Annotated in this window: 15 protein-coding genes; 4 read left to right on the top strand and 11 right to left on the bottom strand. The window is 62.8% G+C overall.

From position 1 onward, the window contains the following. Positions 1–92: 92 nt before the first annotated feature. The 4 genes from PVU19_RS14075 (at position 93) to aat (ending at position 3278) form a co-directional block, all read left to right on the top strand. The gene (locus PVU19_RS14075) at positions 93–635 is read left to right on the top strand and encodes a LuxR C-terminal-related transcriptional regulator (RefSeq protein ID WP_050662841.1); all 543 of its coding nucleotides are present in this window, start codon (positions 93–95) and stop codon (positions 633–635) included. 146 nt (positions 636–781) lie between these two features. Next, on the top strand, positions 782–1273 hold the full coding sequence (accB, locus tag PVU19_RS14070; protein WP_050662842.1) for an acetyl-CoA carboxylase biotin carboxyl carrier protein: 492 nt from the start codon (positions 782–784) through the stop codon (positions 1271–1273). Positions 1274–1284: 11 nt separating this feature from the next. Further along, the gene (gene accC, locus PVU19_RS14065; protein ID WP_050662843.1) at positions 1285–2634 is read left to right on the top strand and encodes an acetyl-CoA carboxylase biotin carboxylase subunit; all 1350 of its coding nucleotides are present in this window, start codon (positions 1285–1287) and stop codon (positions 2632–2634) included. A 2-nt stretch (positions 2635–2636) separates the two neighbouring features. Then, positions 2637–3278 carry a leucyl/phenylalanyl-tRNA--protein transferase gene (gene aat / locus PVU19_RS14060; protein WP_050662844.1) on the top strand — a complete coding sequence of 214 codons (642 nt, stop codon included), beginning with the start codon at positions 2637–2639 and terminating at the stop codon, positions 3276–3278. Here the strand turns inward: aat and PVU19_RS14055 are convergent. The 11 genes from PVU19_RS14055 to PVU19_RS14005 all read right to left on the bottom strand — a co-directional run bounded on the left by PVU19_RS14055 (position 3245) and on the right by PVU19_RS14005 (position 13033). Further along, the gene (locus tag PVU19_RS14055; protein ID WP_050662845.1) at positions 3245–3598 is read right to left on the bottom strand and encodes a DUF2155 domain-containing protein; all 354 of its coding nucleotides are present in this window, start codon (positions 3596–3598) and stop codon (positions 3245–3247) included. The genes aat and PVU19_RS14055 overlap by 34 nt on opposite strands. Beyond that, positions 3595–4056 (bottom strand): outer membrane lipid asymmetry maintenance protein MlaD, encoded by a 462-nt coding sequence (gene mlaD / locus PVU19_RS14050; RefSeq protein ID WP_050662846.1) that lies wholly within the window; start codon positions 4054–4056, stop codon positions 3595–3597. The genes PVU19_RS14055 and mlaD overlap by 4 nt, the downstream gene beginning before the upstream one ends. Positions 4057–4067: 11 nt before the next feature. Further along, positions 4068–4451: an NADH:ubiquinone oxidoreductase subunit NDUFA12 gene (locus PVU19_RS14045; RefSeq protein ID WP_050662847.1), complete on the bottom strand. Its 384-nt coding sequence runs from the start codon at positions 4449–4451 to the stop codon at positions 4068–4070. 160 nt (positions 4452–4611) lie between these two features. After that, on the bottom strand, positions 4612–4878 hold the full coding sequence (locus tag PVU19_RS14040) for a hypothetical protein (protein ID WP_050662848.1): 267 nt from the start codon (positions 4876–4878) through the stop codon (positions 4612–4614). 106 nt (positions 4879–4984) lie between these two features. Further along, complete coding sequence (locus PVU19_RS14035; RefSeq protein WP_050662849.1) at positions 4985–5890, bottom strand: DMT family transporter; 906 nt, start codon at positions 5888–5890, stop codon at positions 4985–4987. Then, the gene (locus PVU19_RS14030; RefSeq protein WP_050662850.1) at positions 5887–6915 is read right to left on the bottom strand and encodes a DMT family transporter; all 1029 of its coding nucleotides are present in this window, start codon (positions 6913–6915) and stop codon (positions 5887–5889) included. Before PVU19_RS14030 ends, PVU19_RS14035 begins: the two co-directional genes overlap by 4 nt. Before the next feature lie 297 nt (positions 6916–7212). Then, positions 7213–9162, bottom strand: a complete 1950-nt coding sequence (acs, locus tag PVU19_RS14025) for an acetate--CoA ligase (protein ID WP_050662851.1) — start codon at positions 9160–9162, stop codon at positions 7213–7215. Positions 9163–9253: 91 nt separating this feature from the next. Then, entirely contained in the window at positions 9254–10009 is a 756-nt protein-coding gene (locus PVU19_RS14020) for an ABC transporter ATP-binding protein (RefSeq protein WP_050662852.1), read from the bottom strand. 14 nt (positions 10010–10023) lie between these two features. Then, complete coding sequence (locus PVU19_RS14015) at positions 10024–10782, bottom strand: ABC transporter ATP-binding protein (protein ID WP_050662853.1); 759 nt, start codon at positions 10780–10782, stop codon at positions 10024–10026. A gap of 12 nt (positions 10783–10794) precedes the next feature. Continuing rightward, the gene (locus tag PVU19_RS14010) at positions 10795–11997 is read right to left on the bottom strand and encodes a branched-chain amino acid ABC transporter permease (protein WP_050662854.1); all 1203 of its coding nucleotides are present in this window, start codon (positions 11995–11997) and stop codon (positions 10795–10797) included. 4 nt (positions 11998–12001) lie between these two features. Further along, positions 12002–13033: a branched-chain amino acid ABC transporter permease gene (locus PVU19_RS14005; protein ID WP_050662855.1), complete on the bottom strand. Its 1032-nt coding sequence runs from the start codon at positions 13031–13033 to the stop codon at positions 12002–12004. Positions 13034–13092 lie beyond the last annotated feature (59 nt).

Below are 13092 nucleotides of genomic sequence, written 5' to 3'. Positions count from 1 at the left end.
GGACAGAAAAGCACCTGCGGGCCCGGCGCACAATTCCGTATATCTACGCAAAGCGCTTGGCGCGGCGCGGGCGGCGCGGCATAAGGTCGGGCATGGATATCGGACACCTCGCCTTTGATCACGCGCCCGTGGGGCTGGCCCTGCTTGAGCATCGCATCATCCGGGCCTGCAATCTGCAATTTGCCGCCATCTTCGGCGACACCCCTGCCGATTACACCGATATTCCTCTGGCGCGCTATTACCCCTCGATCGAGGATTACCGCCGCATCGGGGCCGACGCGCTGGCGGTGATGCGCAAGACCGGGCGTTATTCGGACGAGCGGGTGATGAAGCGGCGGGATGGTACGCTGTTCTGGTGCCGGGTGCGGGGGCAATCGCTCACGCCCGAGGCCCCGTTTCAGCGCGGCATCTGGTCGTTTTCCGATCTTTCCGAGGAACGCCCGCTGGTGGCATTGACACAGCGTGAGCGGGAGGTGGCGATCCTGACCTGCCGGGGTATGACCTCGAAGGAAATCGGGTTGGAACTGGGGCTGAGCTATCGCACCGTCGAGGTGTATCGCGCCCGGCTGCTGGAGAAATTCCATGCCCGCAAGCTGGCGGAACTGGTGGCGAAACTGTCGGGGATGCCACTCTGAGGCGCGCTATCCTCGCAAATTTGCCCATCAAACCCCAAGTTGCAAGGCAATGGCCGCTTTTCTCAGGCTTTGGCTTGCCCTATAAGCGGCGAAAACAAACGCAACGAGCCCGCGTGCGGGCATCTTTGCTGTGGTCGAGGAATCCTATGTCGAACAAATCCCATGAATCGGACGTGGCCTTCATCAAGGCGCTTGCGGAACTCTTGAACGAGAACGACCTGACCGAACTGTCGGTCAAGCGCGAATACGGCGAGGACGACACACTCAACGTGCGGGTGAGCCGACGCGGTGAGGTCGTGACCACGCAGATGAGCGCGGCCCCGGCCCCCGCCTATGCCGCAGCACCCGCAGCGGCCCCGGCTGCGTCCGCGCCGTCCGAGCCCGCCGAGGACCCGGCAAGCCACCCCGGTGCCGTGACCTCACCGATGGTGGGCACCGTCTACATGCAGGCCGAACCCGGCGCGCCGTCCTTTGTCAGCGTCGGTCAGCAGGTGGCCGAGGGCGACACGCTGCTGATCATCGAGGCGATGAAGACGATGAACCACATTCCTGCGCCGCGCGCCGGGACCGTCATGCGTATCCTGATCGAGGATGGCGCGGCGGTGGAATATGGCGCGCCGCTGATGATTATCGAATAAGGCACCCGCGCATGTTCGAGAAAATCCTGATCGCCAACCGGGGCGAGATCGCCCTTCGCGTCATCCGCGCCGCCCGTGAGATGGGGATCGCGACGGTGGCGGTGCATTCGACCGCCGATGCCGATGCGATGCATGTGCGCATGGCTGATGAGTCGGTCTGTATCGGCCCGCCGTCCTCGTCCGAGAGCTACCTGTCGATCCCCGCGATAATCGCCGCCTGCGAGGTGACCGGTGCGCAGGCGATTCATCCCGGCTATGGCTTTCTCAGCGAGAACGCCAATTTCGTGCAGATCGTCGAGGATCACGACCTGACCTTCATCGGCCCCTCGGCCGAGCATATCCGCATCATGGGCGACAAGATCACCGCCAAGGACACGATGAAAGCGCTTGGCGTGCCCTGCGTGCCCGGATCGGAAGGCGGTATCGCCGATGTGGCTGCGGCCAAGGCGCTTTGCGCCGAGATCGGTTTTCCGGTGATCGTCAAGGCCACGGCAGGCGGCGGTGGGCGCGGCATGAAGGTGGCGCGCAACGCGGATGAGCTTGAGCGCGCGTTCCTGACCGCGCGGTCCGAGGCCAAGGCGGCCTTTGGCAATGACGAGGTCTATATCGAGAAGTACCTAACCACGCCGCGCCATATCGAGATCCAGGTCTTTGGCGACGGCAAGGGCCGCGCCGTGCATCTGGGCGAGCGTGACTGCTCGCTTCAGCGCCGTCACCAGAAGGTTCTGGAAGAGGCGCCCGGCCCCTGCATCACCGAGGAAGAGCGTGCGCGGATCGGCAAGATCTGCGCTGATGCCTGTGCCAATATCAATTATCGCGGCGCGGGCACCATCGAGTTTCTCTACGAGAACGGCGAGTTCTTCTTTATCGAGATGAACACCCGGTTGCAGGTGGAGCATCCCGTCACCGAGGCGATATTCGGCGTCGATCTGGTGCAGGAGCAGATCCGCGTGGCCGAAGGTCTGCCGATGTCCTTCACGCAAGAGGATCTGCTGATCAACGGCCATGCCATCGAGGTTCGCATCACCGCCGAGAAACTGCCAGATTTCGCGCCGCGGCCCGGCACGATTACGCAGTTTCACGCGCCGGGTGGTCTGGGCGTGCGGATGGATAGCGCGCTTTATGACGGCTACAAGATCCCGCCCTATTACGACAGCCTGATCGCCAAGCTGATCGTCCACGGCAAGGACCGGCCAAGCGCGCTGAACCGTCTGGCACGGGCCTTGGGAGAACTGATCGTGGACGGTGTCGATACCACCGTGCCGCTCTTTCATGCGCTGTTGCAGGAAGAGGACATCCAGACCGGCAATTACAACATCCACTGGCTGGAACACTGGCTGGAAACCAACCTGCAAGCCTGAGCATGTCGCATGTCCTGACCCCCGCGCTTTTGCTTCAGGCCTACGCGGCGGGGGTCTTTCCGATGGCAGAGCATCGCGACGACCCCGAGGTGTTCTGGGTCGATCCGCATATGCGCGGGGTGCTGCCGCTCGACGGGTTCCACATTTCACGCAGTCTGGCGCGGCGGATGCGACGGGGTGGCTATACGGCGACGCTCGACGCGGATTTCGAGGGCGTGCTGCGGGGCTGTGCCGACCGCGATGATACCTGGATCAGCGCGCCCATTCATGCCGCCTATATGGCGCTGCACCGGATGGGGAATGCGCATTCGCTGGAAATCCGGCAGGAGGGCGTGCTGATGGGCGGGGTCTATGGCGTGGCGCTTGGCGGGGCGTTTTTTGGCGAGAGCATGTTCTCGCGCTGCACAGACGCGTCGAAACTTGCGCTGGCGCATCTGACCGATCACCTGTGGCGCTGTGGGTTTATTCTGTTCGACACCCAGTTCATCACGCCGCATCTGGAGCGGCTTGGTGCGATCGAGATTCCGCGTGCGGAGTATCGCGGGCTATTGCGGCAGGCGCTTGGACTTGACGCGCATATCCATGCAGAGCCGTTTTCAAGCGACCCTGATCAGATCTTGCAGCGCAGGACCCAGATGTCGTAGCGGGCATGTTCCAGCGGGTTGAGCGCGGGCGAAGAGGCCAGCATCCAGCCCGAGAAGATCTCGCGGTTGCGCTCGGTCTCGCGAATCGTGACAAAGGCGTAGGCGTCGCCATCGGGATTTTCCACCGGGTAGCGGCATTCGGCCAACTCCACGGTGAGGCTGCCGAATTCTGTGGCCGTGCCATTGTCGAGATCGAGGTCGCTGGCCTGTCCGTTGACCTTGTCGAGGCCGCGCAGGATCGCACCCTGGCCCTGCACCGCGGCCTCCTGCGCTTGGCTGGCGGAGGCGAGGATGATCGCGACGGCCAAGGCGCGGATCATTGCGCTGCCCCGTCCTCGCTGCCGCCCGATACGAATTTCATCAGGAGCGAAACCAGGCTGACCGACCCTTGGGTGAATTCGATCTCGTCGCCGGGCTCGAAATAGAAGGGCGAGCCGCCGGGCATGATCTCGACGTAATTGCCGCCCAGAAGCCCCTCGGAGGAAATCGCCACCGCGCTGTCATCGGGCACCTCGATGTTGTCCTGCACGGTAAAGACCGCCTTGGCGCGGTAGGTGCCGGGGTCGAGCACGATATCTGCCACCCGGCCCACCTTGACGCCTGCGAGGCGCACATCGGTGCCGATGCTGACACCGTCGGCACTGCGGAAACTGGCATTGAGCGTGTATTCGTCACCCGCCCGTGTCATGCCGGTGGTCTTGCCTGCATAGATGAGAAATCCGATGGCCACGGCCAGGACGATCCCGCCAACCAGAACTTCGGTTTTGCTTTCGGACATGGGAGCCGCCTTTATTCCGGGGTCCAGGCTTCGTAATCGCGCCGTTCGACCGGTTCGGGACGGCGGATCGAGCCCGCGGGCGCATAGGCCAGCGGTGTGCCGGTCAGGTTCTCGCTATGCGGTTTTTCCCACGACTTGTGCTTGAGCGGGCGCTCGGTCGGGGGTTCCTTGTAGGTGTGGTGCAGCCAGCCGTGCCAGTCGGGATCAACGCGGCTCGCCTCGGCCTCGCCGTTGAAGATCACCCAGCGACGCTTGCCGTCATGGGTGCGATAAAAGGTGTTGCCCTGCGCGTCCTCGCCCACCTTGACGCCCTTGCGCCAGGTATAGAACTGCGTATTGAGCGTCTGCCCGTGCCACCATGTCACGGCGCGCAAAAGCGTGTTGAGAATACCCATCAGACCCTCCGGCGTTATCCTCACCCGATATGGCGGATTTGGCGGCAAAGGTCCAGTGCTGCATTGCCCCGGTATTCCGGGGCAGTGTGGACGGGTGCGGGATGCGAATGTTGATATAAGCCGCGCATCGCGCGGATGCGCCACCCCGAACCCGACTCGATCAGCAAGGCACCGTCCGATAGGTGCCATCACCGTTGGAATAGGCGCATTGGTCGGTGCGGGTGTTGCGCGCGATCAGCGTGCCGGCGGCAGCCCCTGCGAGGGTCGAGAGCACGGTCCAGCCGGCATTGGCGTCGAACACCGCCGCCCCGATCAGCCCCGCGCCTGCACCAAGTGCGGCACCGGTGACTTCGCGATTGTCCGTGGTGTCAATACAGCCAGCAAGGGTCAGGCTGGCGATGCTGGCGAAGATCAGGCTGCGTTTCATGATGGGCTCCTTTCCGTGGTTGCGCGTCATGTATGATGACGCAGGATAGGACGATTTATTCCCGAGGAAAAATGCGCCTCGGCAGGGGATTGCCGAGTGCGAGCGGTCAGACCATCGGCGGCGGCGGTCTGCGCCGTGCGCCTGAAAGCGCGTTGCCCGCGATGGCCGTCAGCAGCACCGCGCCGCCGATCAGCGTGTTGGGCGTCGCGGTCTCGCCCAGCACCAGCCAGACCCAGACCGGGCCCAGCACCACCTCGGCCAATGACAGAAGGGTCAGTTCGGCGGCGGGCACGGTTTTTGAGCCGATGGTGTAGAGGATGAGGCCCGCGCCGACCTGAAACACCCCCATGCCCAGGGAAATCCCGGTGTCATTCGGTGAGAGTGCAAAGCCGAGCCCGAGTGCGAGGCAGATCGCCCCCATGATGACAATCGCGAAAAGACCCGAGAGAAACACCGCCGGCATCATCTCGGTGGCCTTGCCCCAGCGTAGCGTGATGGTGAAGCTGGCAAAGCCAAGGGCCGAGCCGATGGCGGCGAGATTGCCCTTGAGCGCGGCCCCCGAGGATTTGTCCCAGACCATGATCGCGATGCCGATGCTGGCCACGGCGATGGCAACCCATGTGGCGGGTCGGACGCTCTCGCGCAGGATCAGGCGGCCGAGAATGGCTGCCATCAGCGGGGCCGAGGCAAAGAGCATCATCGCGTTGGCGACCGAGGTGGTTTGCACCGAGTAGATGCCCCCCGTATAGGCCGCGACCAGCGACAGCCCGCCGATCACCCCCGGCCAGCCCATGCGCAGAGCAAGGGTGATCGGGTTCTTGCCGGTGCGCAGGCGGATCACGATGAAGAGCAGCAGGCTCATCGAGATCGAGCGGTAGAACAGGATCTGCCAGACCTGCGCGTCGTCGATCAGGCGGATGCCGAGGCCCACCGTGGACCACAGCACGCCCGCGAAAAAAACCAAAGCATAGCCGCGCAGGTCACGCTCGGGCAGGGCGGCGGCGAGGGTCACTTGAGGGCCTCATCCTCGGGGATTTGCGCGGGCAGGGGGCTGCCGGGGGCAAAGATCGACTCGGCGGTGTAGGGGGTGTCGTCGCTGCGCCGTGCGGCGCGCAACTCGCGCCAGCCAAGGTAGAGACCTGACCCGATGATCAGCGTCATGCCCGCCAGCGTGCTGAGCGCCGGACGCTCATCCCAGAGTAGGTAGGCCAGCACGGCGGCGAAGGGCAGATAGGTATAGTCGAACGGGGCGATCAGCGAGGCATTGGCGATCTGATAGGCGCGCGACAGCAGCATGTAGCCCGCCATGCCAACCAGCCCCAACAGCGCCAGTTGCGGCAGCGCGTCCGCGCTGGCCACCGACATGTCCCACCGCAGGTGATGCGTCTCGGGGCCGAGGGGGATCAGATGCGACACGGCCCAGCCCATCGGCAGGATCATCAGCCCGGCAAAGCTGAGCGTGTAGAGCCCGACCGTGAGCGTGCTTTCCCGCTCGCCGATGCGGCGCGCGATGATCTGCGACAGCGCGTAGGTGACCGCGCAGAAAAACGGCAGGATCGCGACCCATGAGAAATTCTCGCCCGCCGGGTTCATCGCAATGAGCACGCCGACAAAGCCCACCACCAGCGCCGCCGTCCGGTGCAGGCCGATGGTTTCCCCCAGAAAGAGCGCCGCGAATAGCGCGGTGATCAGCGGGGCCGAGAAGAAGATGGTCGAGACCTCCGCGAGCCCCATGAACGGAAAGGCCGCATAGAACATCGAGAAGCCGGAGGCGAAGAGGAAGGCGCGCGCCATGTGCAGCGGCCAGAGTGGGGTGAGCAGGCGGTGCGGCCCGCCGAGCCAGAGGATCAGCGGCGTCAGCACCAGCACGGTCACCACGGAACGCACGAAGATCAGCATCCAGACCGGGTAGATGGCAAGCAGCGATTTCATCATCGCATCCTGCCCGACAAAGAGCAGCATGCCGATCTCGACACAGAGAATGCCCTGAAGCGCACGGGACGGCACCGGGGCGGGATGCGCGGACAACATCGCCATAAGCGGTCTTTCACAGGTTTGTCGGGGGTGGGCGCGGTGGCCACTGAGTTCCGGCTACAGGAGCCGATTGCGACTTTCATGTCCGATAGCGACAAAAGGACGAAAAACCCCGCAGGCGGGGGCCATATACACGTCATCGCCCGGCTTGACCGGGCGATCTGTTGTTGTGAGAGATCCTCGGATCAAGTCCGAGGATGACAGAGGGTGGGGGTAAGGGTGTCATCGCCCAGCTTGACCGGGCGATCTCTCAGTCTGGAGATCCTCGGGTCAAGCCCGAGGATGACGTGGAAATGTGGTTCAGCCGCGATTCATCCGGTTCTCGATCAGCTCGTCCACGACGCCGGGGTCGGCCAGGGTCGAGGTGTCGCCGAGCGCGCCGTAATCATCCTCGGCAATCTTGCGCAGGATGCGGCGCATGATCTTGCCGGAGCGGGTTTTCGGCAGGCCGGGGGCCCATTGGATGAGGTCGGGCTTGGCGATGGGGCCGATCTCGGTGCGGACCCAGGTTTCCAGTTCCTTGCGCAACTCTTCGGTCGGTTCCACGTCGTTCATCAGGGTGACATAGGCGTAGATGCCCTGGCCCTTGATGTTATGCGGATAACCCACCACCGCCGCCTCGGCGACCTTGGCATGCGCGACGAGGGCCGATTCAACCTCCGCCGTGCCCATCCGGTGGCCCGACACGTTGATCACGTCATCGACACGGCCGGTGATCCAGTAATAGCCATCGGCGTCACGCTTGCAGCCGTCGCCGGAGAAGTAATAACCCTTGTATTGCTGGAAATACGTCGCCTCGAACCGTTCATGATCGCCCCAGACGGTGCGCATCTGACCTGGCCAGCTATCCTTGAGGGCCAGCACGCCTGAGGCTTCGGTGTCGGTGATTTCCTTGCCCGATTCCGGCTCCAGCACCACCGGCTCGATCCCGAAGAAGGGCAGCGTGGCGCTGCCGGGTTTTGTCGGGATGGCGCCGGGCAGGGGGGTCAACAGGTGACCGCCGGTCTCGGTCTGCCACCAGGTGTCGACGATTGGGCAGCGGCCTTGGCCGACATTGTCGTTATACCAGTTCCACGCCTCGGGGTTGATCGGCTCGCCCACGGTGCCCAGCACCTTGAGCGACGACAGATCGCATTTGCTGACATATTCGGTGCCCTGGCCCATCAGCGCGCGGATCGCGGTGGGGGCGGTGTAGAACTGGTTGACCTTGTGTTTCTCGCAGACCTGCCAGAAGCGGCTTGCGTCGGGGTAGGTCGGCACGCCCTCGAACATCAGGGTGGTCGCGCCATTGGCCAAGGGGCCGTAGACGATATAGCTGTGACCGGTGACCCAACCGACATCGGCGGTACACCAGAACACGTCGCCCTCGTGGTAGTCGAAGACCAGTTCCTGCGTCATCGCGGCATAGACGAGATAACCGCCGGAGGTGTGCACCACGCCCTTGGGCTGGCCCGTGGAGCCGGAGGTGTAGAGGATGAAAAGCGGGTCTTCGGCGTTCATTTCCTCGGGTGGGCAATCGGTGGCGGCCTCGCTGGCCAGTGCGTTATAGTCGTGGTCGCGCCCCTCGATCCACGTGGTCTGGCCGCCGGTATGCTTGACGACGAGGCATTTCACCTTGTCCGAGCAATGCAGCAGGGCCGCGTCGGTGTTGGATTTGAGCGCCGTCTTACGCCCGCCGCGCGGGGCCTCGTCGGCGGTGATGACGACCTTGGCCTGACAGCCGTTGATCCGCGCCGAGAGGGCGTCGGGCGAGAAGCCCGCGAACACGATGGAATGGATCGCGCCGATCCGGGCGCAGGCCAGCATCGCATAGGCCGCCTCGGGGATCATCGGCAGGTAGAGCACCACGCGGTCGCCGCGTCCCACGCCCATATCCTTGAGGACATTGGCCATGCGGCAGGTGTTCTCATACAGCTCGCGGTAGGTGATATGCTGCGCTGCATCCTCGGGGTTGTCCGGCTCCCAGATGATGGCGGTGCTGTCGCCGCGCGCCTCGAGATGGCGGTCGATGCAGTTGGCGGCGACGTTGAGCGTGCCGTCCTCGAACCATTTGATCGAGACGTTGCCGAAGTCGTAATTCACGTCCTTGACGCGGGTGTAGGGCTTGATCCAGTCGATCCGTTTGCCATGCTCGCCCCAGAACGCCACCGGATCATTGATCGAGGCGGCATACATTTCCTTGTATTTCGCGGCATCCACATGGGCGTTCGACGCGAACTCTGCGGAGGGGGGATAGGTGGTGTCGGACATTTGAACAAACCCTTGCTGTCTGCGGTCGATAGAAATTCGAGCCCGCCCCGTTTGTTACAGGGAGAAACAGCCAAGGGCGGGCTACCCGGCCTCAGATGGCCAGATATTCGGAGCGGAGTTCCTCGTTATCGAGCACTTCCGCTGCCGTACCGTCAAACACGATCCCGCCGGTGTCAAGGATCACGGCGCGGTCGGCCAGCTCCAGCGCGCGAACGGCGTTCTGTTCGACGAGGATGGTGGTGATGCCCTGCTCCTTGATGATGCGCAGGGTTTTCTCGATCTCGTCGACGATCACCGGGGCGAGGCCCTCGTAAGGCTCGTCCAGCAACAGGACCTTGATGTCACGTGCGAGCGCGCGGGCAACCGCGAGCATCTGCTGTTCGCCGCCCGAAAGCGTCGTGCCCTCTTGCTTGCGGCGCTCGGCGAGGCGCGGAAAGAGCTCGTAGAGGCGGTCGAGCGACCAGCCGATCGGCGGGGCGATCTGTGCCAGTTGCAGATTTTCCTCGACGGTCAGGCCGGAGATGATGCAGCGATCCTCGGGGACAAGGCCGATGCCCGCCGCCGCTGCTTCGTGGCTTTTCATGTTGTGGAGCGGCTGGTGGTCGAGCCAAATCTCGCCATGCGTGACCTGCGGGCTGTCCATCCTGGCAATCGAGCGCAGGGTCGTGGTCTTGCCGGCGCCGTTGCGGCCCAGAAGGGCGAGGATTTCGCCCTCGTGGACGTTGAACGAGATGTTCTGGACGATGTAGCTCTCGCCGTAATAGCTCTCCATGTTCCACACCGAGAGGAAGGCGGGGGCGGTTTCGGCGTAGTTTCTGCCTTTGGAAAAGTCGGGTTTGACGTTCATGATCCGCGCTCCTGTCAGGCTGCCGTTTCACCAAGATACGCTTCGCGCACCTTGGGATGGCCCTTGATGTTTTCGGGGGTGTCTTCGACCAGCGGGCTGCCCTGCGCCAGCACGGTAATCCGCTCGGCGAGGGAGAACACGACATGCATGTCGTGCTCGATGATCGCGATGGTGATGTCGCGCTCGTCCTTGATCTGTTTCAAGAGGTCGATGGTGTTGTTGGTATCGGCGCGCGCCATGCCCGCCGTCGGCTCGTCCAGGAGCAGTAGCTTCGGGGTCTGCGCGAGGCACATGCCGATTTCCAGACGCCGCTTGTTGCCGCGCGACATCGAGGCGGAATGCATGTGGCGCTGATCCTGCAGGTTGAGGTCTTCCAGCATCGCCTCGGCCTGATCAATGATCTCGTTCTCATTGTGCGAGCTTTCGAGCGCATGCATCCGAAACACGCCGTCGCGCTTGGCGAAGATCGGGATCATCATGTTTTCCAGCACCGTGAGATCGCCGAAGATTTCCGGCGTCTGGAACACGCGGGAGATGCCCATCTGATTGATCTCGTAGGGCTTGCGCCCCAGCACCGACTGGCCCTGGAACATGACCGATCCGGTGTCTGGGATCAGCTTGCCGATCAGGCAGTTGAGCAGGGTGGATTTGCCCGCCCCGTTCGGCCCGATGATCGCATGCACGGTATTTTCCGCAACGCTGAGGTTCACGTCCCCCAGGGCCTGCAGCCCGCCGAAGCGCTTGTTGACGTTCTTGACTTCGAGAATGCCCATGTCATGCGCTCCTTATTCGGCGGGGGTGGATTGGGTGGATTTCTTGGCATCATCCGGCTTCTTGCGGCGGAATAGCCGGGCGATGCGCTGGCCACCTTCCACAAGGCCACCGGGCAGGAAGATCACCACGAGCATGAACAGCAGCCCGAGCGTGAGGTGCCAGCCCTTGCCGACGAAGGGATGCACGAGGGTCACCAACAGGTTCTCGAGTCCGTCGGGCATGAAGCTGAACCAGCTATGCAGGACGCTGTCGTTGATCTTCGAGAAGATGTTCTCGAAATACTTGATGAAGCCTGCGCCCAGAACCGGGCCGATCAGCGTGCCAGCGCCGCCGAGGATGGTCATCAGAACGACTTCGCCTGATGCCGTCCACTGCATGCGCTCTGCGCCTGCCAGTGGGTCCATCGAGGCGAGAAGCCCGCCTGCAAGCCCGGCATACATGCCTGAGATCACGAAGGCCGCGAGCGCATAGGGGCGCGCGTTGAGGCCGGTATAGGTCATCCGCGTGTTGTTCGACTTGATCGCCCGCAGCATCATGCCGAACGGCGACCGGAAGATGCGGATCGCGATGTAGAAGCTGAGCAGCATCAGGATCGCGCAGAGATAGTAGCCGTTGTTGAATTGGAACGACCACGGACCGACGATCATTTCGTAGGTGTCGCGCATCTCCAGCCCGAAGAAATTGGTCACCGGGATGGAGCCGTCCTCGGTGCGGCTCACGCCGAGGATGCGGGGATCGTCAAGGGTCAGTTGCAGGCCGGTCTCGCCGTTGGTGATCGGGGTCAGGACCGAATAGGCGAGGTTGAAGCTCATCTGCGCGAAGGCCAGTGTCAGGATCGAGAAGTAGATGCCAGAGCGGCGCAGCGAGATGAAACCGATCAGCAGCGAAAAGAGCCCCGCCACGACCACGCTGAGCAGGATCGCGGGGACGACATTCATGCTGAGCAGCTTGAACATCCATACCGCCGAATAGCTGCCAACCCCGAGGAAGGCGGCGTGACCGAAGCTGAGATAGCCGGTCAGGCCGAAGAGAATGTTGAAGCCGATGGCGAAGATCCCGAAGATCACGAAGCGCTGCATCAGGTCCGGATAGCCCGCGTTGAACTGTGCCATGGCGCTGTCAGCCGGGAACGGGTTGAGGAGGAAGGGTGCGCAGAGCGCCAGAATGGCGACGATGAGCAGCAGTGAGAAGTCTCTTTTGTTCAGTCCGAGCATTGTCTTAGTCCTCCATCACGCCTTTGCGGCCCATCAGGCCCCGCGGACGGGTCAGCAGAATGATGATGGCCACGAGGTAGATGATGATCTGGTCGATACCGGGGAGGATCGACTTGATTTCATTCATCGAGGCAAAGCTTTCGAGCACACCCAGAAGGAAGCCCGCAAGCACCGCACCCGGCAGAGAGCCCATGCCGCCGACCACGACGACCACGAAGCTCAGCACCAGAAAGTCCATGCCCATGTGATAATTCGGAGAGTTGATTGGCGCGTACATCACCCCGGCGAGCCCGGCCACGGCGGCGGCAATGCCGAACATGATGGTGAAGCGTTTGTCGATGTTGATGCCCAGAAGCTGCACCGTCTCGCGGTCGGCCATGCCGGCGCGGACCACCATCCCGAAGGTGGTGAATTGCAGGAAGGCAAAGACGCCACCGATGATGACGGCGGCGAAGGCGAAATAGACGAGGCGCCAGTAGGGGTAGATGATCGCATTGGGATCAAAGCCGAGCATGACCCCGAAATCGAACGAACCGCGGAAGACTTCAGGCGCGCCGGTGGGGATCGGGTTGGCCCCGTAGAAGTATTTGATGATTTCCTGAAGCACGATGGCCAGTCCGAAGGTCACGAGGATCTGATCGGCATGCGGACGCTTGTAGAAATGCTTGATCAGCCCGCGTTCCATTATGAATCCGATGGCGATCATGATCGGGATCGAGAACAGGATTGCAAGCGGCACCGACCAGTCGATGATCGCACCGCCCATTTCCGGTCCGAACCAATGCTCGATATACGGCGTCTTGACGGTCATCGGGTTGCCGAGAAAATCGGTCCTGGACTCGTCTATGGTTTCGTAGCTGATATTGAAGATGCGCTGCAACGTGACGGCGCAGAACGCGCCGATCATGAACAGTGCGCCATGGGCGAAATTGACGACCCCGAGCGTGCCGAAAATCAGCGTCAGGCCAAGCGCGATGAGCGCATAGGCCGAGCCCTTGTCGAGCCCGTTGAGAATTTGAAGAATGATTGCGTCCATTGTTCCCACCCATGGGTTAGAGGCGATGGTGGTCTTGTGCGAAAGCGAACCGCCAGGGG

The organism is Roseovarius tolerans, assembly GCF_028885395.1.
GTDB classification, from domain to species: Bacteria; Pseudomonadota; Alphaproteobacteria; order Rhodobacterales; family Rhodobacteraceae; genus Roseovarius; species Roseovarius tolerans.
This window is presented reverse-complemented; position numbering and strand designations above follow the sequence as displayed.

Excerpts from the sequence above, each read along its gene's own strand:
- PVU19_RS14075 (WP_050662841.1), top strand. The coding sequence starts at position 93 with ATGGATATCGGACACCTCGCCTTTGATCACGCGCCCGTGGGGCTGGCC.
- accB (WP_050662842.1), top strand. The coding sequence starts at position 782 with ATGTCGAACAAATCCCATGAATCGGACGTGGCCTTCATCAAGGCGCTT.
- accC (WP_050662843.1), top strand. The coding sequence starts at position 1,285 with ATGTTCGAGAAAATCCTGATCGCCAACCGGGGCGAGATCGCCCTTCGC.
- aat (WP_050662844.1), top strand. The coding sequence starts at position 2,637 with ATGTCGCATGTCCTGACCCCCGCGCTTTTGCTTCAGGCCTACGCGGCG.
- PVU19_RS14055 (WP_050662845.1), bottom strand. The coding sequence starts at position 3,598 with ATGATCCGCGCCTTGGCCGTCGCGATCATCCTCGCCTCCGCCAGCCAA.
- mlaD (WP_050662846.1), bottom strand. The coding sequence starts at position 4,056 with ATGTCCGAAAGCAAAACCGAAGTTCTGGTTGGCGGGATCGTCCTGGCC.
- PVU19_RS14045 (WP_050662847.1), bottom strand. The coding sequence starts at position 4,451 with ATGGGTATTCTCAACACGCTTTTGCGCGCCGTGACATGGTGGCACGGG.
- PVU19_RS14040 (WP_050662848.1), bottom strand. The coding sequence starts at position 4,878 with ATGAAACGCAGCCTGATCTTCGCCAGCATCGCCAGCCTGACCCTTGCT.
- PVU19_RS14030 (WP_050662850.1), bottom strand. The coding sequence starts at position 6,915 with ATGGCGATGTTGTCCGCGCATCCCGCCCCGGTGCCGTCCCGTGCGCTT.
- acs (WP_050662851.1), bottom strand. The coding sequence starts at position 9,162 with ATGTCCGACACCACCTATCCCCCCTCCGCAGAGTTCGCGTCGAACGCC.
- PVU19_RS14020 (WP_050662852.1), bottom strand. The coding sequence starts at position 10,009 with ATGAACGTCAAACCCGACTTTTCCAAAGGCAGAAACTACGCCGAAACC.
- PVU19_RS14015 (WP_050662853.1), bottom strand. The coding sequence starts at position 10,782 with ATGGGCATTCTCGAAGTCAAGAACGTCAACAAGCGCTTCGGCGGGCTG.
- PVU19_RS14010 (WP_050662854.1), bottom strand. The coding sequence starts at position 11,997 with ATGCTCGGACTGAACAAAAGAGACTTCTCACTGCTGCTCATCGTCGCC.
- PVU19_RS14005 (WP_050662855.1), bottom strand. The coding sequence starts at position 13,033 with ATGGACGCAATCATTCTTCAAATTCTCAACGGGCTCGACAAGGGCTCG.